The organism is Bacillus sp. BSL6 (assembly GCF_052928345.1).
Window position 1 is genome coordinate 999,462 of record NZ_JAVGCW010000001.1, and the last position, 26,284, is coordinate 1,025,745.

Annotated in this window: 22 protein-coding genes and 1 riboswitch; all 22 genes read left to right on the top strand. The window is 36.3% G+C overall.

Going from position 1 to position 26,284, the window contains the following annotated elements; genetic code table 11:
- Positions 1 to 153: 153 nt before the first annotated feature.
- The 22 genes from pnp to RCJ96_RS05625 all read left to right on the top strand — a co-directional run bounded on the left by pnp (position 154) and on the right by RCJ96_RS05625 (position 26,189).
- Positions 154 to 2,292, top strand: coding sequence for a polyribonucleotide nucleotidyltransferase (pnp, locus tag RCJ96_RS05520; protein WP_000076746.1), 2,139 nt, complete (start codon positions 154 to 156; stop codon positions 2,290 to 2,292).
- Between the two features lie 152 nt (positions 2,293 to 2,444).
- A complete protein-coding gene (locus RCJ96_RS05525) occupies positions 2,445 to 3,344 on the top strand; it encodes a polysaccharide deacetylase family protein (protein WP_242304500.1) in 900 nt (299 codons plus the stop codon).
- An 86-nt stretch (positions 3,345 to 3,430) separates the two neighbouring features.
- Positions 3,431 to 4,672 (top strand): M16 family metallopeptidase, encoded by a 1,242-nt coding sequence (locus tag RCJ96_RS05530; protein ID WP_416503901.1) that lies wholly within the window; start codon positions 3,431 to 3,433, stop codon positions 4,670 to 4,672.
- Between the two features lie 126 nt (positions 4,673 to 4,798).
- On the top strand, positions 4,799 to 5,050 hold the full coding sequence (locus RCJ96_RS05535) for a YlmC/YmxH family sporulation protein (protein ID WP_001239753.1): 252 nt from the start codon (positions 4,799 to 4,801) through the stop codon (positions 5,048 to 5,050).
- A gap of 238 nt (positions 5,051 to 5,288) precedes the next feature.
- Positions 5,289 to 6,191 (top strand): dipicolinic acid synthetase subunit A, encoded by a 903-nt coding sequence (gene dpaA, locus RCJ96_RS05540; RefSeq protein WP_000954725.1) that lies wholly within the window; start codon positions 5,289 to 5,291, stop codon positions 6,189 to 6,191.
- Complete coding sequence (gene dpaB, locus RCJ96_RS05545) at positions 6,188 to 6,787, top strand: dipicolinate synthase subunit B (RefSeq protein WP_001049480.1); 600 nt, start codon at positions 6,188 to 6,190, stop codon at positions 6,785 to 6,787. The genes dpaA and dpaB overlap by 4 nt, the downstream gene beginning before the upstream one ends.
- Positions 6,788 to 6,937: 150 nt before the next feature.
- Positions 6,938 to 7,984: an aspartate-semialdehyde dehydrogenase gene (asd, locus tag RCJ96_RS05550; RefSeq protein ID WP_000414848.1), complete on the top strand. Its 1,047-nt coding sequence runs from the start codon at positions 6,938 to 6,940 to the stop codon at positions 7,982 to 7,984.
- A gap of 23 nt (positions 7,985 to 8,007) precedes the next feature.
- On the top strand, positions 8,008 to 9,240 hold the full coding sequence (gene dapG / locus RCJ96_RS05555; RefSeq protein ID WP_416503900.1) for an aspartate kinase: 1,233 nt from the start codon (positions 8,008 to 8,010) through the stop codon (positions 9,238 to 9,240).
- Positions 9,241 to 9,251: 11 nt separating this feature from the next.
- Entirely contained in the window at positions 9,252 to 10,130 is an 879-nt protein-coding gene (dapA, locus tag RCJ96_RS05560) for a 4-hydroxy-tetrahydrodipicolinate synthase (protein ID WP_000564761.1), read from the top strand.
- A gap of 767 nt (positions 10,131 to 10,897) precedes the next feature.
- Positions 10,898 to 12,568 carry a ribonuclease J gene (locus tag RCJ96_RS05565; protein WP_000823085.1) on the top strand — a complete coding sequence of 557 codons (1,671 nt, stop codon included), beginning with the start codon at positions 10,898 to 10,900 and terminating at the stop codon, positions 12,566 to 12,568.
- A 103-nt stretch (positions 12,569 to 12,671) separates the two neighbouring features.
- Positions 12,672 to 13,421, top strand: coding sequence for a translocation-enhancing protein TepA (tepA, locus tag RCJ96_RS05570; protein ID WP_000139815.1), 750 nt, complete (start codon positions 12,672 to 12,674; stop codon positions 13,419 to 13,421).
- Positions 13,418 to 13,621 (top strand): YlzJ-like family protein, encoded by a 204-nt coding sequence (locus RCJ96_RS05575; protein WP_000605027.1) that lies wholly within the window; start codon positions 13,418 to 13,420, stop codon positions 13,619 to 13,621. The genes tepA and RCJ96_RS05575 overlap by 4 nt, the downstream gene beginning before the upstream one ends.
- 211 nt (positions 13,622 to 13,832) lie before the next feature.
- On the top strand, positions 13,833 to 16,214 hold the full coding sequence (locus RCJ96_RS05580) for a DNA translocase FtsK (RefSeq protein WP_001118775.1): 2,382 nt from the start codon (positions 13,833 to 13,835) through the stop codon (positions 16,212 to 16,214).
- Positions 16,215 to 16,417: 203 nt separating this feature from the next.
- A riboswitch (purine riboswitch) is annotated at positions 16,418 to 16,519 on the top strand.
- 233 nt (positions 16,520 to 16,752) lie between these two features.
- On the top strand, positions 16,753 to 17,478 hold the full coding sequence (locus tag RCJ96_RS05585) for a GntR family transcriptional regulator (RefSeq protein WP_000114176.1): 726 nt from the start codon (positions 16,753 to 16,755) through the stop codon (positions 17,476 to 17,478).
- A gap of 90 nt (positions 17,479 to 17,568) precedes the next feature.
- The gene (locus tag RCJ96_RS05590; protein WP_044791587.1) at positions 17,569 to 18,636 is read left to right on the top strand and encodes a BMP family lipoprotein; all 1,068 of its coding nucleotides are present in this window, start codon (positions 17,569 to 17,571) and stop codon (positions 18,634 to 18,636) included.
- A 108-nt stretch (positions 18,637 to 18,744) separates the two neighbouring features.
- Positions 18,745 to 20,277 carry an ABC transporter ATP-binding protein gene (locus tag RCJ96_RS05595; protein ID WP_000456919.1) on the top strand — a complete coding sequence of 511 codons (1,533 nt, stop codon included), beginning with the start codon at positions 18,745 to 18,747 and terminating at the stop codon, positions 20,275 to 20,277.
- Entirely contained in the window at positions 20,270 to 21,328 is a 1,059-nt protein-coding gene (locus RCJ96_RS05600) for an ABC transporter permease (RefSeq protein ID WP_074606238.1), read from the top strand. Before RCJ96_RS05595 ends, RCJ96_RS05600 begins: the two co-directional genes overlap by 8 nt.
- A complete protein-coding gene (locus RCJ96_RS05605; protein ID WP_000008842.1) occupies positions 21,329 to 22,288 on the top strand; it encodes an ABC transporter permease in 960 nt (319 codons plus the stop codon). It begins immediately after the preceding gene.
- 198 nt (positions 22,289 to 22,486) lie between these two features.
- A complete protein-coding gene (gene yfmF, locus RCJ96_RS05610) occupies positions 22,487 to 23,761 on the top strand; it encodes an EF-P 5-aminopentanol modification-associated protein YfmF (protein ID WP_046198511.1) in 1,275 nt (424 codons plus the stop codon).
- A complete protein-coding gene (yfmH, locus tag RCJ96_RS05615; RefSeq protein ID WP_070806753.1) occupies positions 23,762 to 25,048 on the top strand; it encodes an EF-P 5-aminopentanol modification-associated protein YfmH in 1,287 nt (428 codons plus the stop codon).
- Positions 25,049 to 25,151: 103 nt separating this feature from the next.
- Positions 25,152 to 25,865: an elongation factor P 5-aminopentanone reductase gene (gene ymfI / locus RCJ96_RS05620; protein WP_242304495.1), complete on the top strand. Its 714-nt coding sequence runs from the start codon at positions 25,152 to 25,154 to the stop codon at positions 25,863 to 25,865.
- Between the two features lie 75 nt (positions 25,866 to 25,940).
- On the top strand, positions 25,941 to 26,189 hold the full coding sequence (locus RCJ96_RS05625) for a DUF3243 domain-containing protein (protein ID WP_000114454.1): 249 nt from the start codon (positions 25,941 to 25,943) through the stop codon (positions 26,187 to 26,189).
- Positions 26,190 to 26,284: the final 95 nt, after the last annotated feature.

A 26,284-nucleotide genomic window follows, 5' to 3' on the forward strand; every position in this document is an offset into this window, starting at 1 on the left:
AGCGGGAATATTCCCGCTTTTTTGTTAGGTAAAAATATATCTTCTACTCTTTATAGCTTACTTCATTTTCGGTAATACTAGAGGTAGAATATTGTGATATACTATCCATTTACATAGAAGAATTGAATACTTTAAATTGAGAGGGGTACTTAAATGAGTCAAGAAAAGCAAGTCTTCTCGATAGATTTAGCTGGTCGCCAGCTAACAGTTGAAACAGGTCAGCTTGCAAAGCAAGCGAACGGAGCAGTATTAGTAAGATATGGCGATACAGCGGTTCTATCTACAGCAACTGCATCAAAAGAAGCAAAAAATGTAGATTTCTTCCCACTTACAGTAAACTATGAAGAGCGTTTATATGCAGTCGGAAAAATTCCTGGCGGTTTCATTAAACGTGAAGGTCGTCCAAGTGAAAAAGCAATTTTGGCAAGTCGTTTAATCGACCGTCCAATTCGTCCACTTTTCGCAGATGGTTTCCGTAACGAAGTACAAGTTGTCAGCATCGTAATGAGTGTTGATCAAGATTGTTCTTCTGAAATGGCAGCTATGCTTGGTTCTTCATTAGCGTTATCGATTTCAGACATTCCATTTGAAGGTCCGATCGCGGGTGCAACAGTTGGTCGTATTAACGGCGAATTCGTTATCAACCCAACAGTAGAACAGCAAGAACAAAGTGATATTCACCTTGTTGTAGCTGGTACGAAAGATGCAATTAACATGGTTGAAGCAGGAGCAGATCAAGTGCCTGAGGAAACAATGTTAGAAGCAATTATGTTTGGTCATGACGAAATTAAACGTCTAATTGCATTCCAAGAAGAGATTGTACAAGCTGTAGGTAAAGAGAAATCAGAAGTGAAACTTTATGAAGTTGACGCTGATCTTAACCAAGCTGTACGTGAAATGGCTGAGAAGGATATGCATTCTGCAATTCAAGTACATGAGAAACATGCACGTGAAGATGCAATTAACGAAGTGAAAAAGCGTGTAATTGAGCATTACGAAGCGCAAGAAGCTGATGCTGATACATTAGGACAAGTAAATGAGATTTTATATAAAATTGTAAAAGAAGAAGTACGTCGTCTTATTACAGTTGAGAAAATCCGCCCAGATGGCCGTAAAGGTGACGAAATTCGTCCATTAGCATCAGAGGTTGGCATTTTATCTCGTACACACGGTTCTGGTTTATTCACACGTGGACAAACACAAGCATTAAGTATTTGTACATTAGGTGCATTAGGCGATGTGCAAATTTTAGACGGTCTTGGTGTAGAAGAATCAAAACGCTTTATGCACCATTACAATTTCCCATCATTTAGTGTTGGTGAAACAAGACCAATGCGTGGACCAGGTCGTCGTGAAATCGGTCACGGTGCACTAGGAGAACGTGCTCTTGAGCCTGTAATTCCGTCTGAAAAAGATTTCCCATACACAGTACGTCTTGTATCTGAAGTATTAGAATCAAATGGTTCTACTTCACAAGCGAGTATTTGTGGTAGTACTTTAGCAATGATGGATGCTGGTGTTCCACTTAAAGCTCCAGTTGCAGGTATTGCAATGGGCCTAGTTAAATCAGGTGAGCATTACACAATTTTAACTGATATTCAAGGTATGGAAGATCATTTAGGTGATATGGACTTTAAAGTAGCAGGTACAGCACACGGTGTAACTGCACTACAAATGGACATTAAAATCGATGGTCTATCTCGTGAAATTTTAGAAGAGGCATTACAACAAGCGAAAGTTGGTCGTATGCACATTCTAGATCATATGTTATCTGTAATTGCAGAGCCACGCACTGAATTATCAGCGTACGCTCCAAAGATTATTACAATGACAATTAACCCGGATAAAATCCGTGACGTTATCGGACCAAGCGGTAAACAAATCAATAAAATTATTGAAGAAACGGGCGTTAAAATTGACATCGAGCAAGATGGTACAGTATTCATTTCTTCAATAAATCAAGAAATGAACGATAAAGCTAAGAAAATTATCGAGGATATCGTTCGCGAAGTACAAGTAGGTGAAATCTACGAAGGAAAAGTGAAACGTGTTGAGAAATTCGGTGCTTTCGTTGAATTATTCAGCGGTAAAGATGGATTAGTTCACATTTCTGAACTTGCACTTGAGCGTGTAGGTAAAGTAGAAGACGTTGTGAAAATCGGTGATGTAATTACAGTTAAAGTTATCGAGATTGACAAGCAAGGTCGCGTGAATTTATCTAGAAAAGTATTGCTAAAAGAAGAGCAAGAAAAAGAAGCTGCTAAAGAAGAAAACAAACAAGAGCAGCAATAAGTAAAAGCCAGTTTAACTGGCTTTTTTTGTTATGTAAAAATATGATTTGCATATATTTTTATGTCAGTATAGGTATAGTTTTCATTATAACGCTCAAATTAACAAAGATAAGAAGAAAAATGGTTTTTTATATAGTTAATGGGAGGGTTTATATGAAAACTCGTATATTGGCATACATATGTATATTCTTTTTATATGTCAGTGCAGGTTCTTATTCTGTTTTTGCACAGGATCACTTATATGAAGAAATTCAAAAGCATGCAAAACAATATGAGATTGCACCGCAAAATGCGATGGTTGATAAGATATGGAAAGCAACACCAGGATATAATGGAAGACAAGTTGATATGGAAGCATCCTATAACAATATGAAGAAATTAAAGCAGTTTGATCAAAAACATCTTGAATTCAAGGAAGTATCACCGAGTGTCCACTTAGAAGATTTATCACCAGCACCAATTTATAGAGGTCATCCGGATAAAAAGATGGTCGGGTTAACAATAAATGTGGCATGGGGAAATGAGTATTTGCCTCGTATATTAGAAATATTGAAAAAGCATGATGTGAAGGCGACTTTCTTTTTAGAAGGACGTTGGGTGAAAGAAAATTTACGATTTGCAAAAATGATTGTCGATGCAAATCAAGAAGTTGGAAATCATTCTTACACACACCCTAATATGAAAACGTTATCGTCTGATGAAATAAGAGATCAGTTACAAAAAACAAATCGAATGATCGAAGCAGCTACGAATCAAAAGGTAAGATGGTTTGCACCGCCGAGTGGAAGTTTTCGGGATGAAGTCGTGAAAATTGCAGATGATTTTCAAATGGGAACGATTATGTGGACTGTTGATACAATTGATTGGAAGCGACCTGAGCCAGGTGTACTATTGCAGAGAGTAATGAGAAAAATACATCCAGGTGCTATCGTATTAATGCATCCTACTTCGTCCACAACAGAAGCATTAGATACAATGATTACAAAATTGAAGGAACAAGGATATAAAGTAGGGAATATAACAGAATTACTGGATGAAAAACGTGTAGATTGAATACATTTGCATGACATTCATCCTTAAACTTGTTATCATTAAATAATAGCACTTATTTAGAGAAACTGGCAGTAGGAGGAAAGTTTTTGATTAAAAAATATACTTGTAAAAATGGTGTAAGAATAGTTATGGAGAATATACCAACTGTAAGATCGGTTGCGATTGGTATTTGGATCCATGCAGGAACAAGAAATGAAAATGAAAAAAATAACGGGATTTCTCACTTTTTAGAGCATATGTTCTTTAAAGGAACAGAAACACGTAGTGCACGTGAAATTGCAGAATCATTTGATAGCATTGGTGGGCAAGTGAATGCTTTTACTTCAAAAGAATACACTTGTTACTATGCAAAAGTGCTAGATGAGCATGCTAAATATGCTTTAGATGTATTAGCAGATATGTTCTTTAATTCAACATTTGATGAAGAAGAACTGAAAAAAGAGAAGAATGTCGTATGTGAAGAAATTAAAATGTACGAAGATGCTCCAGATGATATTGTGCATGATATGTTAACGAAAGCAACATATGAAACGCATCCGCTTGGATATCCTATTTTAGGAACAGAAGAAACGCTTAATACGTTTACAGGTGATACGCTACGTCAATATATTAAGGATCATTACACACCTGAAAATGTAGTTGTATCAATTGCAGGAAATATTGATGAAGCCTTTTTACAAACAGTAGAGCAATATTTCGGTAGTTATGAAGGAACGACAAACCGTGAACAAGTACATAGCCCAATTTTCCATTTTAATAAGGTAGCACGTAAAAAGGAAACAGAACAAGCTCATTTATGTTTAGGATATAAAGGCTTACAAATGGGACACGAAGATATTTATAACTTAATTGTATTAAATAACGTTTTAGGCGGTAGTATGAGTAGCCGTTTATTCCAAGAAGTACGTGAGCAACGCGGGTTAGCTTACTCAGTATTCTCTTACCATTCTTCTTATGAAGATACAGGTATGTTAACGCTGTATGGTGGAACAGGTAGCCAACAATTGGATACACTGTATGAAACAATGCAAGAAACATTAGAAACATTGAAAAATACAGGTATTACAGAAAAAGAGCTTATGAATAGTAAAGAGCAATTAAAAGGAAACTTAATGTTAAGTTTAGAAAGTACGAATAGTCGTATGAGCCGTAATGGTAAAAATGAATTGCTACTTCGTAAGCACCGTTCACTTGATGAGATTATTGAAAGTGTAAACACTGTAACAAAAGAAAATGTAGATGAGTTAATTCGTAACATGTTTACAGATGAATTTTCTGCAGCATTAATTAGTCCAGATGGAAAACTTCCAAAAGGAATAAAACTGTAATTACTATATATGATTTAAAAATAACCGTATCTCTTTTAAATGAGATACGGTTATTTTTTGTGGGTATATAGAATAGGTACTAATTATGGATAACTTAAATGAATAATTTGGATAGGGGGAGAGAGTATGCGATTAAGTGAACTAAGTGGGAAAGAAATTGTTAATTTAGAAAGAGCAGAAAAAATGGGGGTTTTAGGTTATGTGGATTTAGAGGTTGATGAAAAGGATGGACAAATACAGGCTCTTATTATACCTGCTGGGAAATGGGGAGGTTTCAAAAAGGAACCACAAGAAATAAGAGTAGCATGGAGGCAAATTAAAAAAGTGGGGCATGATATGATTCTTTGTGATATTACAGATCGTTCAAATTCGAAGTGAAAGATGGCCATTTTGGTCATCTTTTTTTGTTCATTTTACTCAGAGCAAAATCCAACAGAATATCTTTTCCTATGCCGAATTTTGAGGTAGGACCTTCCTACATACAAATAGCGGGATACATGATAGGTGCTTTTTGTTTTTCAATCACCTAAAACTCGTACATTACATATGATGTGGAGGAAAAAGAAAAAGTAGGCACTTTTCTTATAAATGACAGAAAAAGAAGGTGAATTAGGGAATGTTGACTGAGATGCATATTGCTGTCATAGGAGGAGATGCAAGACAGCTAGAAGTAATTCGCAAGCTCGTTGAATTGGATGCGAAACTTTCATTGATAGGGTTTGATCAGTTAGACCATGGCTTCACAGGGGCAGCAAAAGAAAGTATACAAAATTTAGATTTCACTTCTTTAGATGCAATTATTTTGCCAGTTGCAGGTACAAATGCCAAGGGAGAAGTAGATACTATTTTTTCAAATGAAAAAGTTTCTATAACGAAAGAACAAATTGAAAATACACCAGAACATTTTACTATATATTCAGGTATTGGTACGCCTTACTTGGAAAATCTCGTATCTACTACAAACCGTAAACTAATTAAATTATTTGATCGTGATGATGTGGCAATCTACAATTCTATACCAACTGTAGAAGGTACATTAATGATGGTAATTCAACATACCGACTATACAATTCATGGTTCTAATGTAATGGTTTTAGGATTTGGTAGAACAGGGATGAGCGTTGCCAGAGCATTTCAATCATTAGGAGCCCATGTCAAAGTTGGAGCAAGACGATCGGAACATATTGCACGTATTACAGAAATGATGTTTTCTCCTTTTCATATGCAGAACATTGAGAAAGAAGTAGGGGATATCGATATTGTCATTAATACAATTCCGCATCTCGTTGTGACAGCAAATGTCATTTCAAAAATGCCGGCTCATACGTTAGTAATTGATTTAGCTTCTAAACCAGGCGGTACCGACTTTAGATATGCAGAAAAAAGAGGAGTCAAAGCGCTGTTAGCACCTGGATTACCAGGTATTGTTGCTCCAAAAACAGCAGGACAAATTTTAGCGAACGTTCTTTCTCAGTTATTAGCAGAAGATGTAATCGCAAGAAAGGAGAATGGGGAATGAATTTAAAAGGGAAAAGAATAGGGTTTGGTTTTACGGGTTCACATTGTACGTACGAAGAAGTAATGCCTCATTTAGAAAAGTTAATTGCTGAGGGAGCTGAAGTGCGTCCAGTTGTTTCTTACACTGTTCAATCAACAAATACGAGATTTGGCGAAGGGGCAGAATGGATTAAAAAGATTGAAGAAGTAACAGGTTTTAAAGCGATTAATTCAATCGTTGGCGCAGAACCACTTGGACCTAAAATCCCATTAGATTGTATGGTAATTGCTCCTTTAACAGGAAACTCTATGAGTAAATTTGCGAATGCAATGACAGACTCTCCAGTACTAATGGCAGCAAAAGCGACGCTAAGAAATGGTAAGCCCGTCGTATTGGCTGTTTCGACGAATGATGCTTTAGGGCTTAATGGAGTAAATCTCATGCGCCTAATGGCCACAAAAAACATCTACTTCGTCCCATTCGGTCAAGACGCACCAGAGAAAAAACCGAACTCAATGGTAGCACGCATGGAGCTGCTTGAAGATACAGTATTAGAAGCACTGCAAGGGAAGCAATTGCAACCGGTTGTCGTAGAAAAATTCAGATATATGAATTAAAAAACGAAAAAAAACGGACAATTTTCGATGAAACCATCATTCTTACTGTAGAATATGATAAAATTAACGTTATTAAGATTAGAAGGGGTATTCTATACTCCTTCTCATTCTAAGTTATAGAAGGATTGGTATCTAGAAAGGGGCATAGTGATGGAAAAGCAAAAAACTTTTCATGTCGCTGTAGTTGGAGCAACCGGCGCAGTTGGTGAACAAATGTTAAATACTTTAGAGAAACGAGAATTTCCAATCGGGAAGTTAACGTTACTTTCATCTAAACGATCTGCAGGTAAGAAACTTGTATTTAAAGGCGAAGAATTTACAGTTCAAGAGGCAACTCCTGAAAGTTTTGAAGGAGTAGATATCGCACTATTTAGTGCTGGTGGATCTGTATCAAAACAATTAGCGCCAGAAGCAGCAAAGCGCGGTGCGATTGTTGTTGATAATACAAGTGCATTCCGTATGACAGAAAACGTGCCACTTGTTGTACCTGAAGTAAATGAAAACGACTTAAAAGAACATAACGGTATTATTGCAAATCCAAACTGTTCTACAATTCAAATGGTAGTAGCTCTTGAGCCAGTTCGTCAGCAATATGGTTTAAAACGAGTAATCGTTTCCACATATCAAGCTGTATCAGGTGCTGGTGCGGCAGCGATTGAAGAACTTCATGAACAATCACAAGCAATCTTAAATGGTGAAGAAGTAAAGGCGAATGTTTTACCTGTATCAGGTGATAAGAAACATTTCCCGATTGCTTTCAACGCGATTCCACAGATTGATAAGTTCCAAGATAATGGATTTACATTTGAAGAAATGAAAATGATTAATGAAACGAAAAAAATTATGCATATGCCAGAGCTAGAAGTAGCGGCAACATGTGTACGTTTACCAGTTGTATCAGGTCACTCTGAGTCTGTTTACATTGAAGTAGAAAAAGAGGGTGTAACAGTAGAGGAATTAAAGAACTTACTTGCAAATGCAGAAGGTATCGTTCTGCAAGATAACCCAGAAGAGCAATTATATCCAATGCCAGCTACTGCAGTAGGTAAAAACGAAGTATTCGTTGGAAGAATCCGTAAAGATTTAAATAACGATAAAGGATTCCATCTTTGGGTCGTATCTGATAACTTATTAAAAGGCGCTGCATGGAATTCTGTTCAAATTGCAGAGCGCTTAGTAAAATTACAATTAGTGTAAACGGCTAAGAGAAGGTGCAAAATATGAAAATTATTGTTCAAAAATTTGGTGGCACATCTGTACGTGATGAAAATGGACGTAAGCATGCGCTTCATCATATAAAAAAATCGCTAGATGCGGGTTATAAAGTAGTGACTGTCGTATCTGCTATGGGTCGTAAAGGTGAACCATATGCAACTGATACGTTGTTAAGTCTTGTAAATCAAGAGGAATCTCACATTTCTAATCGTGAGCAAGATTTATTATTATCATGCGGAGAATTAATCTCAGCAATCGTTTTCTCTAACATGTTAAATGAGAACGGTATAAAATCGGCGGCATTAAATGGTGCACAAGCTGGTTTTGTAACAAATGATGATTTTACAAATGCTAAGATTATTGAAATGAATTGTGATCGTATACACGAAGAGCTAGAAAATGTAGATGTAATCGTTGTGACAGGATTCCAAGGACAAACGAAAAAAGGTGATACGACAACACTTGGACGCGGAGGTAGTGATACTTCAGCTTCAGCTTTAGGTGTTGCGCTTCATGCTGAATATATCGATATCTTCACAGATGTAGAAGGTGTGATGACTGCGGATCCTCGCATTGTAAAAGATGCACGTCATCTTCAAACTGTAACGTATAACGAAATTTGTAACATGGCATACCAAGGTGCAAAAGTCGTTCATCCACGTGCAGTTGAAATTGCGATGCATGCAAAAGTACCGCTTCGTGTACGTTCTACGTACTCTGATAGTGAAGGTACGCTTATTTCAGCATCTGACGGCGCTACAAAAGGCCGTGATGTAGAAGAACGTCCTGTTACAGGTATTGCACATGTATCAAATGTGACGCAAATTAAAGTACTTGCAAAAGAAACAGCATATGATTTGCAGCAGCATGTGTTTAAAGAAATGGCGAATGAAGGAATCAGTGTTGATTTAATTAACATTTCACCTACTGGGGTAGCTTATACGGTGAGTGATAATGTATCAAATCGTGCAGTTGAACTATTACAAAACCTTGGATATGAGCCAATTGTGACAGAGCATTGTGCGAAAGTATCTATTGTAGGAGCTGGAATGGCAGGATACCCAGGGGTTACTGCGAAAATCGTTACAGCTTTAGCTGAAAAAGGTATTCAAATTCTGCAATCAGCAGATAGTCATACAACTATTTGGGTTCTTGTAAAAGAAACTGATTTAGTGGAGGCTGTAAATGCATTACATAGTGCGTTTGAGCTTTCAAAAGAAAAGCAACTGGAACAATAAGGAGTGAGACCATGATAGATTTTGGGACAATTGCAACCGCGATGGTAACACCGTTTGATATAAACGGCAATATCGATTTTGCAAAGACAACGAAATTGGTAAATTATTTAATTGATAACGGTACAACAGCAATCGTGGTAGGAGGAACGACAGGAGAATCTCCTACATTAACTTCAGAAGAAAAAGTAGCGTTATATCGCCATGTCGTATCTGTTGTCGATAAAAGGGTGCCCGTAATCGCTGGAACAGGTAGTAATAATACGCATGCTTCTATTGACTTAACTAAAAAGGCAACAGAGGTTGGTGTTGATGCAGTAATGCTAGTAGCACCGTATTATAACAAACCGAGTCAAGAAGGAATGTATCAGCACTTTAAAGCAATTGCTGAAAGCACGCCGCTTCCGGTTATGCTATATAATGTTCCAGGACGATCTATTGTACAAATCTCCGTTGATACAGTTGTTCGTTTATCAGAAATAGAAAACATTGTTGCGATTAAAGATGCAGGCGGCGATGTGTTAACAATGACAGAAATCATTGAAAAAACAGCGGACGACTTTGCAGTATACAGCGGTGATGACGGTTTAACGCTACCAGCTATGGCAGTTGGAGCGAAAGGTATCGTTTCTGTAGCATCTCATGTTATCGGAAATGAAATGCAAGAAATGATTGCAGCGTTCCAAGCAGGTGAATTTAAGAAGGCGCAAAAATTACATCAATTACTTGTAAGAGTAACGGATTCATTATTTATGGCGCCAAGCCCAACACCAGTAAAAACAGCGTTACAAATGGTTGGATTAGATGTAGGTTCTGTACGTTTACCACTTCTTCCGTTAACAGAAGAAGAAAGAGTAACGTTACAATCTGTTATGCAATCTATCCCTCGTTAATAAAAAATGACCTAGTGTAGAACTAGGTCATTTTTTATTTGTATGAAAGTCTTTCCCTCTCTTTTCTTATCTTACCTATATATGTTTTTATAAGATCATTAACTGGTTTTTCATTATATATTGCAACGTGTAAAAGAAAATAATCTTAACCCTTTAAAGGAATTAAAAAGTCATAGTTATTTATAGAATGAACGCTTATATAAACGTAATAAAGTACCAATTCTATTTTTGAGAGTAATTACTTCAAATATGACGTAATTCATAAAAAAACTCCATTTTATAAGTGTTTTTGTTCAATTCTAGAAAAATAAGTCTTTAAAATCTATATTATGAAATAAATTTAGAGTATTTATAGCTATTTCTTCAAAACGATATGGGGTACGAAATCGGAGTAAATATAAAGGACATCAGTTTGATAAGTTTGTTGGGAATGCGTTCTTTTCCTTTTTCTTTCGCACGATTTAACTTGTGTTCTATTTCTTGTATCAGGTATAATATGGCTAAGTAGCTTAGTACGGGTATGCTTAGCAAAATTGGTAAAAATTATAATTTGATTACATTTTCATATCATATCGAATAAGATATTTGATTTATATAATGAAAGAGAGGTGAAACCTGGTTTAAAAAATAAACAAGGACATGATATCGCATAACGGTAAGGACATTCGTCTTGGACGGTGAATATATGGTGGTTGTAGAGTTTCCCCTGGTGTCTCTGCAATTTTAGTGAAATCAGTGTTTGAAAGATTTTTAAACCAGGCAACAACATGAAGAGAAAAGAGAATGAGTCTGTTAAAGTATTTGCTCTTGGTGGAGTAGGTGAAATCGGGAAAAACATGTACTGTGTTGAAATTGATTCTGAAATCTTTATTGTAGATGCAGGGTTAATGTTCCCGGGAGATGAAATGTTTGGAATTGATATCGTTATTCCTGATATTACATATTTAGTAGAAAACCAAGAGCGAGTAAAAGGTTTATTTATTACTCACGGTCATGAAGATCATATTGGTGGCATTGTTTACGTACTTCGTAAATTATCAATTCCAGTGTATGCAACGAAATTAACGGTAGGACTTATACAAGAAAAACTTGGCGAAGCGGGTATGTTAGGCCGTGTAGATTTAAAAACAATCGATTCAAATTCAACAGTAGAGTTTAATACTACAACGGTGTCATTCTTTGGAACGACACATAGTATTCCAGATTCTGTTGGTGTTTGTTTCCATACATCAAAAGGTGCGATCGTATATACGGGAGACTTTAAATTCGATCAAACTCCAATTGGAAATAGTGGAGCAGACCTTGGGAAAATGGCTCAAATCGGAAATGAAGGCGTTCTATGCTTATTATCTGATAGTACAAATGCTGAGCGTCCAGGCTATACAGGTTCTGAAAAAGAAGTTGGTGTAGAAATTTCTAAAGTGTTCTACGGCGCAGAAGGACGTATTATCGTTGCTTCATTTGCATCGAATGTACATCGTATTCAACAAGTATTTGATGCAGCTGCTGAAACAGGACGAAAAGTAGCGGTTGTAGGACGTAGTATGGTGAAAGTGGTAGATATCGCAAGACGTCTTGGTTATTTAGATGTTCCAGAAGGTATGGTTATTTCACTACAAGAAGTAGACAATTTCCCAGAGAAAAAGGTAGCTATTTTAACGACAGGTAGCCAAGGTGAACCGATGGCAGCCCTTTCTAGAATGGCAAAGCAAGCTCATAAACAAATTTCAATTCGTAAAGGTGATACGGTTATTATCGCGGCATCTCCAATTCCAGGTAATGAAATATCTGTATCGAAAATTATTGATTTGTTATTTAGAGCGGGAGCTGAAGTTGTTTATTACGGTGAAAGAAAAGTTCACGTTTCAGGTCACGGTAGCCAAGAAGAATTAAAATTAATGTTAAATTTAATGAAACCGAAATATTTTGTACCCGTACATGGTGAGTTCCGTATGCAAAAAGCACATGCATACTTAGCTGAAGATGTAGGTATTGCAAGAGAAAATATCTTTATTGTAGAAAAAGGCGATGTAATTGGTTTTGGTGACGATGAAGCGAACTTAGTTGGCAAAGTGCAAGCTGGCAACGTGTTAATTGATGGATTAGGTGTAGGTGATGTTGGTAATATCGTTCTTCGAGATAGAAAAATGTTATCTCAAGATGGAATATTAGTAGTTGTTGTAACACTGGGTAAAGATGAAAAGAAAATTATCTCTGGTCCAGAAATCATTTCACGTGGATTTGTATATGTACGTGAATCAGAAGCGTTAATTGACCGTTCTACAGAGATTGTACGTATGATTGTTGAGCAATCAATTAAAGAATATTCAATTGAATGGTCTATGTTAAAACAAAATATTCGTGAATTATTAGGACAGTTCTTGTACGAAGAGACGAAGAGAAAACCTATGATTTTACCGATTATTATGGAAGTATAAAAAAGATCACCTTTACGGGTGATCTTTTTTCTTTTTTCACTCTATCGAATGAAATTTATAACTTAAGAAATACTAATTATATACGAGTGAAAGGGGATGCGATATGACAGAACGTGATCGTTATACAAATGAAGAGAAAGAGGCTGAGCCGAAAGAAACTGGCAAAGAAGCTTCAATAGTGGAAAAAATTCAACAGCTTGGACAAACGAATGTACCGCAAATGAATGAATCACGTATTCATTGTTTAACAATTGTTGGACAGGTGGAAGGTCATGTTCAGTTGCCGCCGCAAAATAAAACAACAAAATATGAGCATATTATTCCACAAATTGTTGCGATCGAACAAAATCCGAAAATTGAAGGTTTGCTTTTAGTGTTAAATACAGTTGGAGGTGACGTTGAAGCTGGGCTAGCAATTTCTGAGATGGTCGCTTCGCTTTCAAAACCGACAGTATCTTTAGTTTTAGGTGGAGGGCATTCTATCGGTGTGCCAATTGCCGTTTCTACTGACTATTCATTTATTGCGGAAACTGCGACGATGACAATTCATCCGATTCGTCTAACAGGTCTTGTTATAGGGGTGCCGCAAACATTTGAGTATTTAGATAAAATGCAAGAAAGAGTCATTCGATTTGTGACGAAGCATTCGAAAGTAACGGAAGATCGTTTTAAAGAGCTTATGTTTGCGAAAGGAAATTTGACGCGAGATATTGGTACGAATGTAATTGGTGGAGATGCAGTGAAGTATGGTCTTATAGATGATGTCGGTGGTATCGGAAATGCGATTCGAAAATTAAACGAATTAATAGATAATCGCGCGGATGATCATGCAGAAGGGACAATGTTACAATGATTTTATATACAATTATGCCAGAGCAACTCGTGTATCCAGCCGATTATTCGCAATGTGAAAGTCAAAAAGTTGTAAATATAAATGGTGTTGAATTAATGGTTTCAGAAGAAGAACATGGGTATTATTCTATTGTACGCGTGTTAAGTACGGATCCGCTTCACTACTTAGAGTTTGAGCCGGGACAGAAAATAACCTTTTAGCAAAAAGAAGGATTTTGTTTAGAAGCTATGGTATAATATAAAAAACAAGACGGTTGAGCAGCCATGAGAGGGCTGCTTTCTTCTGTTTATTTAACATTTTACAAGAAGTGTAAAAATAGAAGATATAAAGACCTGAAAAAATAGAGAAAACAAACATATAAGCAGAGTTTTTTAGGAATTTTTACTTATATGTAGATCACGAGGTGAAGAAATGGCAAAACAAAAGCAAAGAGGGACGAAGGCAAAGGCAAGACGTACGATAAAGCCAACTTTGTATTATGAAATCGTCGGTTTAACTCTTTTTGCACTTTCAATCATTACGATTTTACAGCTAGGCGTTGTAGGAAAATCGTTTGTGTTATTTTTTCGCTTCTTCTTTGGTGAGTGGTACATAATTGGTGTGTTAGGTGTAATAGCTTTATCCGTTTCATTCGTTATAAAACGTGGATGGCCGAACCTTTTAAATAAACGGTTAATCGGTTTTTATTTAATAGTATTGGCGATATTAATGTTTAGTCATATTACATTATTTAACCTTCTTACGAAAGATGGAGCAGTGCAAAATACTTCTGTTATTGTAAGTACGAAAGATAATTTCTTTCTTGAAATGAAAAAAGGGCCAGATAGCGTTCATTTAGGTGGTGGCATGTTTGGTGCACTTATGTTCGCCACTTGTTACTTCTTATTTGACGAAGTAGGAGCTTATATTATTGGTATTATTTTAGTTATTCTCGGTATACTTTGTATAACAAATAAGCATATTGGAGAAGTGTTAGCTCCAGTTGGTAGAATTCTTAGAAGTCAATTTCAAGTGATGCAAGGGGACTATAAAGATTGGAGAGCCAAACGAACGGCTGAACAAACAGAAAAGAAAAAAACAACAAGAAGCACAAGGAGCAAACGTGCTGCAGAACATGAAGAAATTATTGAGCCGATGGAAGAAATCTCAATTGATCCTCCGATTATTTCGAATTTCACTGAGAATTATCCTGTAAATGAAGAAGAGGATAAACGAATTGAAGTAGAGGAAGAAGAGTTAATTACTTCACCGTTTATTGAAGAGGCTCCACCAGTTGAAGAGCCGAAGAAAAAGCGTGGAGAAAAAATCGTTGAATCGCTAGAGGGGGAAACACAAGCACCTCCTATGCAATTTTCAAATGTAGAAAATAAAGATTACAAGCTTCCTGCGCTTGATATATTGAAATTTCCAAAGAATAAGCAAGTTACAAATGAAAATGCGGAAATTTATGAGAATGCTCGTAAATTAGAACGTACTTTCCAAAGCTTTGGAGTGAAAGCGAAAGTAACAAAAGTACATAGAGGTCCTGCAGTCACGAAATATGAAGTGTATCCTGATATGGGAGTAAAGGTAAGCAAAATCGTCGGTTTAAGTGATGATTTAGCGCTTGCTTTAGCTGCAAAGGACATTCGTATTGAAGCTCCAATTCCCGGGAAATCAGCTGTAGGGATTGAAGTTCCGAACTCAGAAGTTTCTATGGTAACACTTAGGGAAGTTCTTGATTCTAAGGCTAATAATCATCCAGAAGAGAAGTTGCTGATTGGTCTTGGACGAGATATTACAGGTGAAGCTGTATTAGCCCGCTTAAATAAAATGCCCCATTTACTAGTGGCAGGTGCTACAGGTAGCGGGAAGAGTGTATGTATTAACGGTATTATTGTTAGTATTTTAATGCGTGCAAAACCACATGAAGTAAAATTAATGATGATTGATCCGAAAATGGTAGAGTTAAATGTATATAACGGTGTGCCTCATTTGTTAACACCAGTTGTAACGGATCCGAAAAAAGCATCACAGGCATTGAAAAAAGTTGTAAGTGAAATGGAGCGTCGTTATGAGTTATTTGCTCATAGTGGCACGCGAAATATTGAAGGATATAATGATTATATAAAAGAGCATAATAATCAATCAGAAGCGAAACAACCGGAATTACCTTATATTGTCGTAATTGTGGACGAGTTAGCAGATTTAATGATGGTTGCTTCGTCGGATGTAGAAGATGCGATTATGCGTCTAGCGCAAATGGCTCGTGCTGCCGGTATTCATTTAATTATTGCAACGCAACGTCCATCAGTTGATGTAATTACGGGAGTTATTAAAGCGAATATTCCGTCACGTATTGCATTCGCTGTATCTTCTCAAACAGATTCTCGTACAATTCTTGACGGCGGTGGTGCAGAGAAACTGCTAGGTCGTGGGGATATGCTATTTATACCAATTGGTGCATCGAAGCCTGTACGTGTACAAGGTGCGTTTTTATCAGATGATGAAGTTGAGAGAGTTGTAGAATATGTTATTGGTCAGCAAAAAGCGCAATATCAAGAAGATATGATTCCGCAAGATGTTCCTGATACGAAGCAGGAAGTAGAAGATGAATTATATGATGAAGCAGTTCAGCTCGTAGTGGAAATGCAAACAGCCTCTGTTTCTATGTTGCAACGTAGGTTTAGAGTTGGTTATACACGTGCTGCTCGTTTAATTGATGCAATGGAAATGAATGGTGTAGTAGGACCGTATGAAGGTAGTAAACCACGAGAAGTGCTCATTAATGATGTACAAGAAAAAAGTTCATAAAAAAAGCCTAATTGTTTTTACAATTAGGCTTTTTTATATGCTGGTTTTGTTATATACTATATTAAGCAATAAAGAAAGGGCTTACATTTAAGGTGATTCTTTAGAATACGAATACTTTGGTGTGGTTTTTTGTGAACGTTCGATATTTAATGTAGAAAAATGTTAAATTTTGTTGACACGTATGGGAGCAAGTGGTAAGATTACTTCGAAAAGAATCACTGCCTCATATAATCTTGGAGATAAGGTCCATAAGTTTCTACCTGGCAACCATGAATTGCTAGACTATGAGGGGAAAAGTGTGTAACAAAGGATGTAAGAGATCTTTGTGCCGAACTTTTTCTCGCTATGAGGAATGTTTGTGGTGCAAAGTTTTTTTTATGCAGTAAAGAGTGAAAATTTCATCTTAAAAAATTATTAATATTTATTCGACAATTATGCCTGTTTTTAGTATTTAGCAATTTTTATTATGTTGTAAGTTGAAAAAAGAGAAAAGAAGTCTTACATCAGAGGTCGAATAATTGAAATGCGGGGGAGTCTTATGTCAGTAAAATCTGATAGTCGTCACCTATATTTACGGGTGATTGATCACATCAAAGAAAAAATTAAAGATGGGGCTTACAAAGAAAGACAAAAGTTACCATCAGAGTTTGATTTAGCGAAAGAACTTGGTGTAAGTAGAGCGACTTTAAGAGAAGCGCTGCGTATTTTAGAAGAAGAAAATGTTGTCATTCGTAGACATGGTGTAGGAACATTTGTAAATGCAAAGCCGTTATTTTCTTCTGGGATTGAACAACTTTCTAGTATTACAGATATGATTTCTAGTGTGGGGAAAACACCAGGAACTATCTTTTTATCATCATCTACAACAAGTTTAACAGAAGAAGAAAAAGAGAAGTTTAATAGTGAAGATGGTTTTAATGCAGTGATGATTGAGCGTGTGCGTACAGCAGATGGGGAACCTGTTGTATATTGTATCGATAAACTTGCAAAAGAGATATTGCCAGATTTATCGGGATACAACGAAGAATCATTGCTTACAGTGATACATAACAATACGCACAAACGTATCACATACGCAGTTGCTCACATTGAGCCGATTGGCTATCATCCCAAAATCTCACCGATTTTGGAATGTGAACCGGAAACGGCACTGCTAGTGTTAAAACAAATGCACTATGATCAAAATGATGAGCCAATCTTATATTCTATCAATTACTTTAGAGCTGATAAGTTTAGCTTCCACGTATTAAGAAAACGTATGTAGGTGAGTTCCTTTTTAGGGAGGTGACAGCAAGAAGTTAGGGACAGCGGCGTATAAAAAAATAGACAAATCATTTCAGGAGGGGTTTCTAGTATGAAGAAAAAAACAGGTCTTTTATTATCATTAACATTAGCAGCAAGTGCGGTGTTAGGTGCATGTGGTAACTCGGATAAAGCGAGTAGCGACAAAAAAGAGTTTAAGGTTGGTATGGTTACAGATGTTGGGGGCGTTGATGACAAATCATTTAACCAATCAGCTTGGGAAGGTTTAACGAAGTTCGGTAAAGACAATGACTTAAAGAAAAATGAAGGATATCGTTATCTTCAATCTAGTAAAGATGCGGATTATATCCCGAATTTAACGAAATTTGCGAAAGATCATTATAACACAACATTTGGTATTGGTTACTTAATGGAAAAATCAATTGCAAAGGTAGCTGAACAATATCCAAAAGAGCAATTTGCGATTGTAGATACAGTTGTAGAGAAGCCAAACGTAACAAGTATTACATTTAAAGACCATGAAGGTTCATTCCTAGTTGGTGCTGTAGCAGCGATGACGACAAAATCAAATAAAGTTGGGTTTGTTGGTGGTGTAAAAAGCCCATTAATTACAAAATTTGAATCAGGCTTTAAAGCTGGTGCAAAAGCAGTAAATCCAAATATCGAAATCGTATCACAATATGCTGATGCATTTGATAAACCAGAAAAAGGCTCTGTATTAGCTTCAGCAATGTACGGTGGTGGAGTTGACGTAATTTATCATGCTTCAGGTGCAACTGGTAACGGTGTATTCACAGAAGCGAAAAACCGTAAGAAAAAAGGTGAAAACGTTTGGGTAATCGGTGTTGACCGTGACCAAAATCAAGAAGGTATGCCTGAAAACGTAACTTTAACATCAATGGTAAAACGTGTTGATATTGCAGTAGCAAAAGTAGCACAAGAAGCGAAAGACGGTAAATTAAAAGGCGGTAAAGTAGAAGAATTCGGATTAAAAGATGACGGTGTTGGTATTGCGAAAACTACTGACAATGTGAAAAAAGTAAATCCAGAAATCTTAACAAAAGTAGAAGAGCTTGAGAAGAAAATCACTGACGGTGAAATTAAAGTCCCTGCAACTGATGAAGAATATAAAACATATGAAGCTTCTCTAAAGAAATAATAATAGAGAAATAGCAAAGGTTAGTTCGTAGAACTAACCTTTGCATATATAAAAATACTTTTAATAGAGTGTAATTAGGGAGTGTTCCCTGCTAAAAGGAGGAACAAAATGGAATACGTAATTGAGATGAACAATATTACAAAAGTATTCCCAGGCATTGTAGCGAATGACGATATTACGCTGCAAGTAAAACAGGGAGAAATACATGCTTTACTTGGAGAAAATGGTGCAGGGAAATCCACATTGATGAATGTACTATTTGGTTTGTACCAACCAGAACAAGGTGAAATTAAAATTAAAGGAAAACCTGTAAAAATTACAAATCCGAATATAGCAAATGACCTTGGTATTGGGATGGTCCATCAGCATTTTATGCTTGTTCATAATTTTACAGTTACAGAGAATATTATTCTTGGAAATGAGCCGAAGAAAAACGGGAAAATTGCTGTTGAAGAAGCGGCAAAAGAAATTAAGCAATTATCTGAACAGTATGGTTTGGCTGTTGATCCACATGCGAAAATTGAAGATATTTCTGTTGGGATGCAGCAAAGGGTTGAAATATTAAAGACTCTTTATCGTGGTGCTGAGATTTTAATATTTGATGAGCCAACCGCGGTGTTAACTCCTCAAGAAATTCATGAGTTGATTCAAATTATGAAAAAGCTTGTGCAAGAGGGGAAATCTATTATCCTTATTACACATAAGTTGAAAGAAATTATGGAAGTTTGCGATCGTTGTACAATTATTCGTAAAGGTAAGGGGATTGGTACTGTTGATGTAGCGGAAACGGATGAGCATAAACTTGCAGAGTTAATGGTCGGACGTCAAGTGAATTTTAAAACAGAAAAAATAGAAGCTAAACCAATGGAAGAAGTACTATCTATTGCAAACCTAATTGTTCATGATACGCGCAAGTTACCTGCTGTAAAAGGCCTTGACTTAACTGTTCGTGCAGGAGAAATCGTTGGGATTGCAGGGATTGATGGAAATGGTCAAAGTGAATTAATAGAGGCGATTACTGGTTTACGAAAAGTTGAGTCAGGTTCTATTGCAATTAAAGGAAAAGAAATAACGAATTGGCCTGTGCGAAGAATAACAGAAGAGGGGATTGGTCATATTCCTGAAGACCGTCATAAACACGGACTTGTTCTCGATTTTTCTGTTCGGGACAATATTGTTTTACAAACATACTATAAAAATCCATTTTCAAAGAAAGGGATTTTAAATTTTAGTAAAATTACAGAAAAAGCGAAAGCACTTATTGAACAGTTTGATGTACGTACACCTAGTGAACAAACGTTAGCTCGCGCTCTATCTGGTGGAAACCAGCAAAAGGCAATTATTGCACGTGAAGTAGATCGTAATCCAGATTTACTAATTGCAGCACAGCCGACACGTGGTTTAGATGTAGGTGCGATTGAATTTATTCATAAAAAATTAATTGAGCAGAGAGATAATGGTAAGGCAGTATTGCTTTTATCTTTAGAGCTGGATGAAATTTTAAATGTAAGTGATCGAGTGGCTGTTATATATGAAGGGAAAATTGTAGCAATTGTGGATGCAAAAGAGACAAACGAACAACAGCTTGGATTATTAATGGCCGGCGGGACAGGGAAAGAGAAGGTGAACACAAATGGCTAAAAAATTTTTAACAGAACGAACAATTAATATTTTAGTACCTGTGTTATCCGTAGTTTTCGGTTTACTTGTTGGTGCCATTGTAATGTTAGTTAGTGGATATGATCCAATTGTTGGATATGCCGCGCTTTGGGAAGGGATGGTTGGCAATCCACAAGCTATCGGTGAGACGTTGCGTACGATGATTCCGCTTGTATTAGCTGGTCTTTCAGTAGCATTTGCATTTCGTACAGGTCTTTTCAATATTGGGGTGGAAGGACAGTTATTAGTTGGGTGGCTCGCTGCTGTTTGGTTTGGATATGCAGTGTCGTTACCAGCAATTTTGCATATTCCGTTATCTATTTTAGTGGCGGCAATTGTCGGCGGTTTATGGGGTTTTATACCTGGATATTTAAAAGGGAAACTTAAAGTAAATGAAGTAATTGTTACAATTATGATGAACTACATTGCACTTTATGTTACGTATGATCTTATTAAACGTTTTATCCACGAAGGTAATGAAAAATCTTATGACGTACAAGCAAGTGCTTCGTTAGCTTCTGATTGGTTATCTTCATTGACAGATGGATCTCGTTTACACTGGGGAATTGTTGTGGCTATTCTCATTGCGATTGTAATGTGGTTCTTATTAGATAGAACAACGTTAGGGTATGAATTAAAATCGGTTGGTTTTAACCAAAATGCCTCTCAATACGCAGGAATGAAAGTATCGCGTAATGTTGTATTATCAATGACAATTGCTGGTGCTTTTGCAGGAATTGGTGGAGCTATGGAAGGATTAGGGACATTCCAAAGTATGACAGCAATGTCTTCGTTTACTGGTATTGGATTTGATGGGATTGCGGTAGCACTTTTAGGCGGAAATAATCCATTTGGTATACTATTAGCAGCTTTACTGTTTGGTGGTTTGAAAAGTGCAGCACCACAAATGAATTTCGAAGCAGATGTACCTTCGGAGTTAATTAACGTTATTATTGCATGTATTATTTTCTTTGTAGCGTGCAGTTATGTTTTACGCTGGGCACTTACACGCATGAGCAAGGAGGGGAAATAAATGAGCTTTTTAGATATTTTAGCCATTCTTGTGACGGGTACGTTATATACGGCAGCGCCACTTATTTTTACGGCGTTAGGTGGAGTGTTCAGTGAACGTTCTGGAGTTGTAAATATAGCGTTAGAAGGTTTAATGTTATTTGGTGCATTTATTGGTATTGTTACAACGTTATTAATGGGTGATACGTGGGGATCGATGACTCCTTGGATTGCATTATTATTTGCAGCAATTGGTAGTGGATTGTTTGCACTTCTTCACGCAGTAGCATCCATTACATTCCGTGCAGATCAAGTAGTGAGCGGAGTAGCAATTAACTTCTTAGCACTTGGTTTAACAGTATTTGCGATTAAGAAAATCTTTGGCAAAGGACAAACTGATTTCATTCAATACCGCATTGAAAAAATCGATGTTCCGGGTCTTTCGGATATTCCGGTAATCGGAAAAATCTTTTTCTCTAATGTACCGTTAACATCATATATTGCTATTATTTTAGCATTTGTCGTTTGGTATATCATTTATAAAACGCCGTTCGGTCTTCGTCTTCGTGCGGTTGGTGAGCATCCAATGGCAGCGGATACGATGGGGATTAACGTATATAAAATGCGTTATATTGCAGTTGCTATATCTGGAATGTTTGCAGGAGTTGGTGGAGCGGTCTTTGCTATGTCGATTTCTGGTAATTTCTCAGGTGCTACAATTACTGGACAAGGTTTCTTGGCGTTAGCAGCAATGATTTTCGGTAAATGGAATCCACTCGGTGCTCTTGGAGCGGCTCTGTTCTTCGGATTTGCTCAATCATTAGGAATAACAGGCGGTACAATTCCAGTACTAAAAGAAATTCCAAGTGTATTCTTAACGATATTGCCGTATGTATTCACAATATTAGCGCTTGTTGGTTTTGTAGGTCGTTCTGAAGCTCCGAAAGCATTAGGAACTCCTTATGAAAAAGGAAAACGATAAGTATAAAAAAGCTCGCACATTAGTGCGGGCTTTTTTACATAGACTATATTTAATACGGAATTTTACTATGTTCCTTACATATTACCGTTTTTAGAAAGGGCCTAATGTAAGTATAGTGAGGAAGAAAAGTTGATTTTTTATTTCTAAAAACTGTATATTGAAGAGGAATATTCCTATATACGTAAAGGAGGGCTATAAATGAAACTGATGGAACAACAGTTACATGAGTTAGGTGGTTTACGAGTACATATTATTCCAACTGATAAATATAAAACAAATACATTTGTATTTCGTTTGAAAGCACCTTTAAATGAGGAGACGGTGACAGAGCGTGCCCTATTGCCATACGTATTGCAAAGTGCAACAGAAAAGCTTCCTTCTGTAATTCGTCTTCGTCAATATTTAGAGGAATTATACGGATCTTCTTTGGCAGTAGATGTAAGTAAAAAAGGAGAAGATCATATCATCTCTATTTATGTAGACATTGCAAATGAAGTATATTTACATGATGCACCACCGTTATTTGAAAAAGCGCTTTCTATGTTATCGGATATCGTTTTACATCCAGCAACAGAGGGGAATGGTTTTCTGCCTTCTATTGTAGAAAGTGAAAAGAGAGCGCTCTTGCAACGAATTGAAGCGACTTATGATGATAAAATGCGTTATGCAAATGAGCGTTTAATTGAAGAAATGTGCAAAGTAGAACCGTATCGCTTAAGCGCAAATGGGAAAAAAGAGAGTGTTTCTTCTATTACAAATGAAAGTTTGTATCAATATTATCAAAAAGTGTTAGCTGAAGATGAAATGGATCTATACATTATTGGTGATATTTCAGAAAACGCAGTTGATCTTGTAAGTAAGTATTTTTCTATTTCAGCGCGTCCTGTGAGGGAAAGGAATGTACTTCTTCATAAGAGAAATAATGAAGAAAAAGAAGTTGTGGAAAAACAAGAATTAAAACAAAGTAAACTGCACATTGGTTATCGTACATTTATTACGTATAAAGACGAAGATTATTTTGCACTGCAATTGTTCAATGGATTGTTTGGAGGATTTTCTCATTCAAAGTTATTCGTTAATGTTCGTGAAAAAAATAGTTTAGCGTACTATGCAGCATCCCGCTTTGAAAGTCATAAAGGCTTATTATTTGTCATGTCAGGGATCGAAGCGAAAAATTATGAAAAAGCTGTTGAGATTATTAAAGAGCAAATGCTTGCAATGCAAAATGGTGATTTTTCTGAAGAAGAGATGCATCAAACGAAAAGTGTTATTCGAAATCAAATATTAGAAGCAATTGATACACCGCGTGGATTTGTGGAAATGCTGTATCATGGTATTATTTCAGATCGTACGCGTCCGGTTGAAGAATGGCTTACAGGTATTGAAAGTGTGACGAAAGAAGAGATTGTGAAAGTTGCTAAAAATATTGAATTAGATACAATTTACTTTTTACACGGAACGGAGGGAGAATAAATGGAGAAAATTGTTTATGAGCAATTAAAAGAGACACTCTATTATGAAAAACTTCCTAATGGATTAGATGTATATATTTTACCGAAGCAAGGATTTAATAAAACATTTGCAACGTTTACGACAAAATATGGTTCTGTGGATAATACATTCGTACCACTAGGTAAAGAAGAAATGATTCGTGTGCCGGATGGGATTGCTCATTTTCTTGAGCATAAACTATTTGAAAAAGAAGATCACGATGCCTTCCAATTGTTTAGTAAACAAGGGGCATCGGCAAATGCTTTCACATCATTCACAAGAACAGCTTACCTTTTTTCATGTACATCAAATGTAGAACAAAATTTAAATACATTGTTAAATTTCGTACAAGAGCCTTACTTTTCTGAAAAAACAGTTGAAAAAGAGAAAGGTATCATTGGGCAAGAAATTCAAATGTATCAAGATAATCCAGATTGGCGCTTATATTTTGGGTTAATTGATAGCTTGTTTGTAAAGCACCCGATTAAAATTGATATTGCGGGTACAATCGAGTCTATTAGTAAAATTACGAAAGACCTACTATATGAATGTTATGAAACGTTTTATCATCCAAGCAATATGTTAATGTTTGTTGTAGGGGCAATTGATCCAGAGAAAACGATGGATTTGATACGTGAAAATCAAGCGGAAAAAGATTATAAAAACCAACCAGAAATAATCCGTTCATTCGAAGAAGAACCAGATGAGGTAAATGAAAAGAAGAAAATTATTTCAATGCCTGTACAAACACCGAAATGTTTAGTTGGTATTAAAGCGACAAACTTAAAAGAAAAAGGGGAAGCCCTTTTAAAACAAGAAATTGCGCTTACGTTACTTTTAGATTATTTATTTGGAAAAAGTTCTGTTCATTACGAATCTTTATATAATGAAGGGCTTATTGATGATTCGTTCTCGTATGATTATACGGAAGAGAATAACTTCGGTTTTGCAATGGTAGGCGGCGATACGAAGCAACCTGATGAGCTGGAAGAGCGTTTGAAAGGTATTTTATTAAATACAAATTATGATCAATTAGATGAGGCGGCATTAGAACGAGTAAAGAAAAAGAAAATAGGTGGCTTTTTACGTTCCTTGAATTCACCGGAATATATTGCAAATCAATTTACACGATATGCGTTTAATGAATCGAGTCTGTTTGATGCATTGACTGTATTAGAAAGTTTAACTGTTCAAGATTTACAAGAAGTAGCAAAATTATTATTATCAGAAGAAAAAATGAGCGTTTGTCAAGTGTTACCAAAAAAATAAAAGGTTTCATAATAATACCCTCATCTTATCATTGATAAATTGTAAGATGAGGGTATTATTTATTTGTAGGGAAAAGATTTTGTTGAGATAAGAGAGGAATTGTATGAAAAAGTATGCATTAGTAACTGGAGGGAGCGGAGGGATTGGCTCTGCTATTTCGAAACAATTAATTCAAGATGGATATACAGTATATGTTCATTATAATAACAGTGAAGAGAAAGTGAATGAGTTGCAGAAAGAATGGGGTGAAGTAATTCCTGTTCAAGCGAATTTAGCTTCTACTGATGGAGCAGAGCAATTGTGGAAACAAATTGAACATCCTGTTGATGTTATCGTATATGCAGCTGGGAAGAGTATTTTTGGACTCGTCACAGATGTAACGAACGATGAATTGAATGATATGGTAGAACTTCAAGTGAAGAGTATCTATAAATTATTATCGATGGCATTGCCATCTATGATTCAACGGAGAAGCGGTAATATTGTACTTGTTTCGTCTATATGGGGACAAATTGGCGCGTCATGTGAAGTGCTTTACTCGATGGTAAAAGGTGCGCAAAATTCATATGTGAAAGCTTTAGCAAAAGAGGTTTCATTAAGTGGAATAAGAGTGAACGCGGTGGCGCCAGGTGCAATTGAAACGGAAATGTTAAACGTATTTTCAGAAGAGGATAAGAATGAAATTGCGGAAGAGATTCCGTTAGGACGATTAGGATTACCGGAAGAAGTAGCAAAAACTGTGTCATTTCTCGTATCACCAGATGCATCTTATATAACTGGACAAATTATTGGAGTAAATGGCGGGTGGCATTGCTAAAAATTTCTTACATAAAAAATGAAAAACTGTACAAATTAAGCATGATTCTATTACTAAGTAGTGAGGTGCTTACACATGTCAGTTTTAGATAATTTTGATCAATGGAAGAGCTTTTTAGGAGAACGTTTAGAACAAGCGCAAGGAAAAGGTCTTGATGGTGGTGCTGTATCAGATATGGCATTTCGTGTTGGTGATTATTTAGCAAATGAAGTAGAAGCACGCAACGATCAAGAGAAATTATTAGCTGAACTTTGGAAAGTTGCTGACGAACAAGAGCAACATACAATCGCAAACTTAATGGTAAAGTTTGTACAACATAAGTAAAAAATAGAGAGGGGATTCTCCTCTCTATTTTTTTTGTATAATAATTGAAAGGGATAGATTATACATTTAGCTTCCCTATTAAGGTGAAATCATAT

Bases quoted from the DNA above. Each gene is read 5' to 3' on its own strand.
- RCJ96_RS05625 (WP_000114454.1), top strand. From the start codon at position 25,941: ATGTCAGTTTTAGATAATTTTGATCAATGGAAGAGCTTTTTAGGAGAA.
- ymfI (WP_242304495.1), top strand. From the start codon at position 25,152: ATGAAAAAGTATGCATTAGTAACTGGAGGGAGCGGAGGGATTGGCTCT.
- yfmH (WP_070806753.1), top strand. From the start codon at position 23,762: ATGGAGAAAATTGTTTATGAGCAATTAAAAGAGACACTCTATTATGAA.
- tepA (WP_000139815.1), top strand. From the start codon at position 12,672: ATGACAGAACGTGATCGTTATACAAATGAAGAGAAAGAGGCTGAGCCG.
- RCJ96_RS05580 (WP_001118775.1), top strand. From the start codon at position 13,833: ATGGCAAAACAAAAGCAAAGAGGGACGAAGGCAAAGGCAAGACGTACG.
- RCJ96_RS05590 (WP_044791587.1), top strand. From the start codon at position 17,569: ATGAAGAAAAAAACAGGTCTTTTATTATCATTAACATTAGCAGCAAGT.
- RCJ96_RS05595 (WP_000456919.1), top strand. From the start codon at position 18,745: ATGGAATACGTAATTGAGATGAACAATATTACAAAAGTATTCCCAGGC.
- RCJ96_RS05600 (WP_074606238.1), top strand. From the start codon at position 20,270: ATGGCTAAAAAATTTTTAACAGAACGAACAATTAATATTTTAGTACCT.
- RCJ96_RS05525 (WP_242304500.1), top strand. From the start codon at position 2,445: ATGAAAACTCGTATATTGGCATACATATGTATATTCTTTTTATATGTC.
- RCJ96_RS05535 (WP_001239753.1), top strand. From the start codon at position 4,799: ATGCGATTAAGTGAACTAAGTGGGAAAGAAATTGTTAATTTAGAAAGA.
- RCJ96_RS05575 (WP_000605027.1), top strand. From the start codon at position 13,418: ATGATTTTATATACAATTATGCCAGAGCAACTCGTGTATCCAGCCGAT.
- RCJ96_RS05605 (WP_000008842.1), top strand. From the start codon at position 21,329: ATGAGCTTTTTAGATATTTTAGCCATTCTTGTGACGGGTACGTTATAT.
- dpaB (WP_001049480.1), top strand. From the start codon at position 6,188: ATGAATTTAAAAGGGAAAAGAATAGGGTTTGGTTTTACGGGTTCACAT.
- pnp (WP_000076746.1), top strand. From the start codon at position 154: ATGAGTCAAGAAAAGCAAGTCTTCTCGATAGATTTAGCTGGTCGCCAG.
- RCJ96_RS05585 (WP_000114176.1), top strand. From the start codon at position 16,753: ATGTCAGTAAAATCTGATAGTCGTCACCTATATTTACGGGTGATTGAT.
- yfmF (WP_046198511.1), top strand. From the start codon at position 22,487: ATGAAACTGATGGAACAACAGTTACATGAGTTAGGTGGTTTACGAGTA.
- dpaA (WP_000954725.1), top strand. From the start codon at position 5,289: ATGTTGACTGAGATGCATATTGCTGTCATAGGAGGAGATGCAAGACAG.
- asd (WP_000414848.1), top strand. From the start codon at position 6,938: ATGGAAAAGCAAAAAACTTTTCATGTCGCTGTAGTTGGAGCAACCGGC.
- dapG (WP_416503900.1), top strand. From the start codon at position 8,008: ATGAAAATTATTGTTCAAAAATTTGGTGGCACATCTGTACGTGATGAA.
- dapA (WP_000564761.1), top strand. From the start codon at position 9,252: ATGATAGATTTTGGGACAATTGCAACCGCGATGGTAACACCGTTTGAT.
- RCJ96_RS05565 (WP_000823085.1), top strand. From the start codon at position 10,898: ATGAAGAGAAAAGAGAATGAGTCTGTTAAAGTATTTGCTCTTGGTGGA.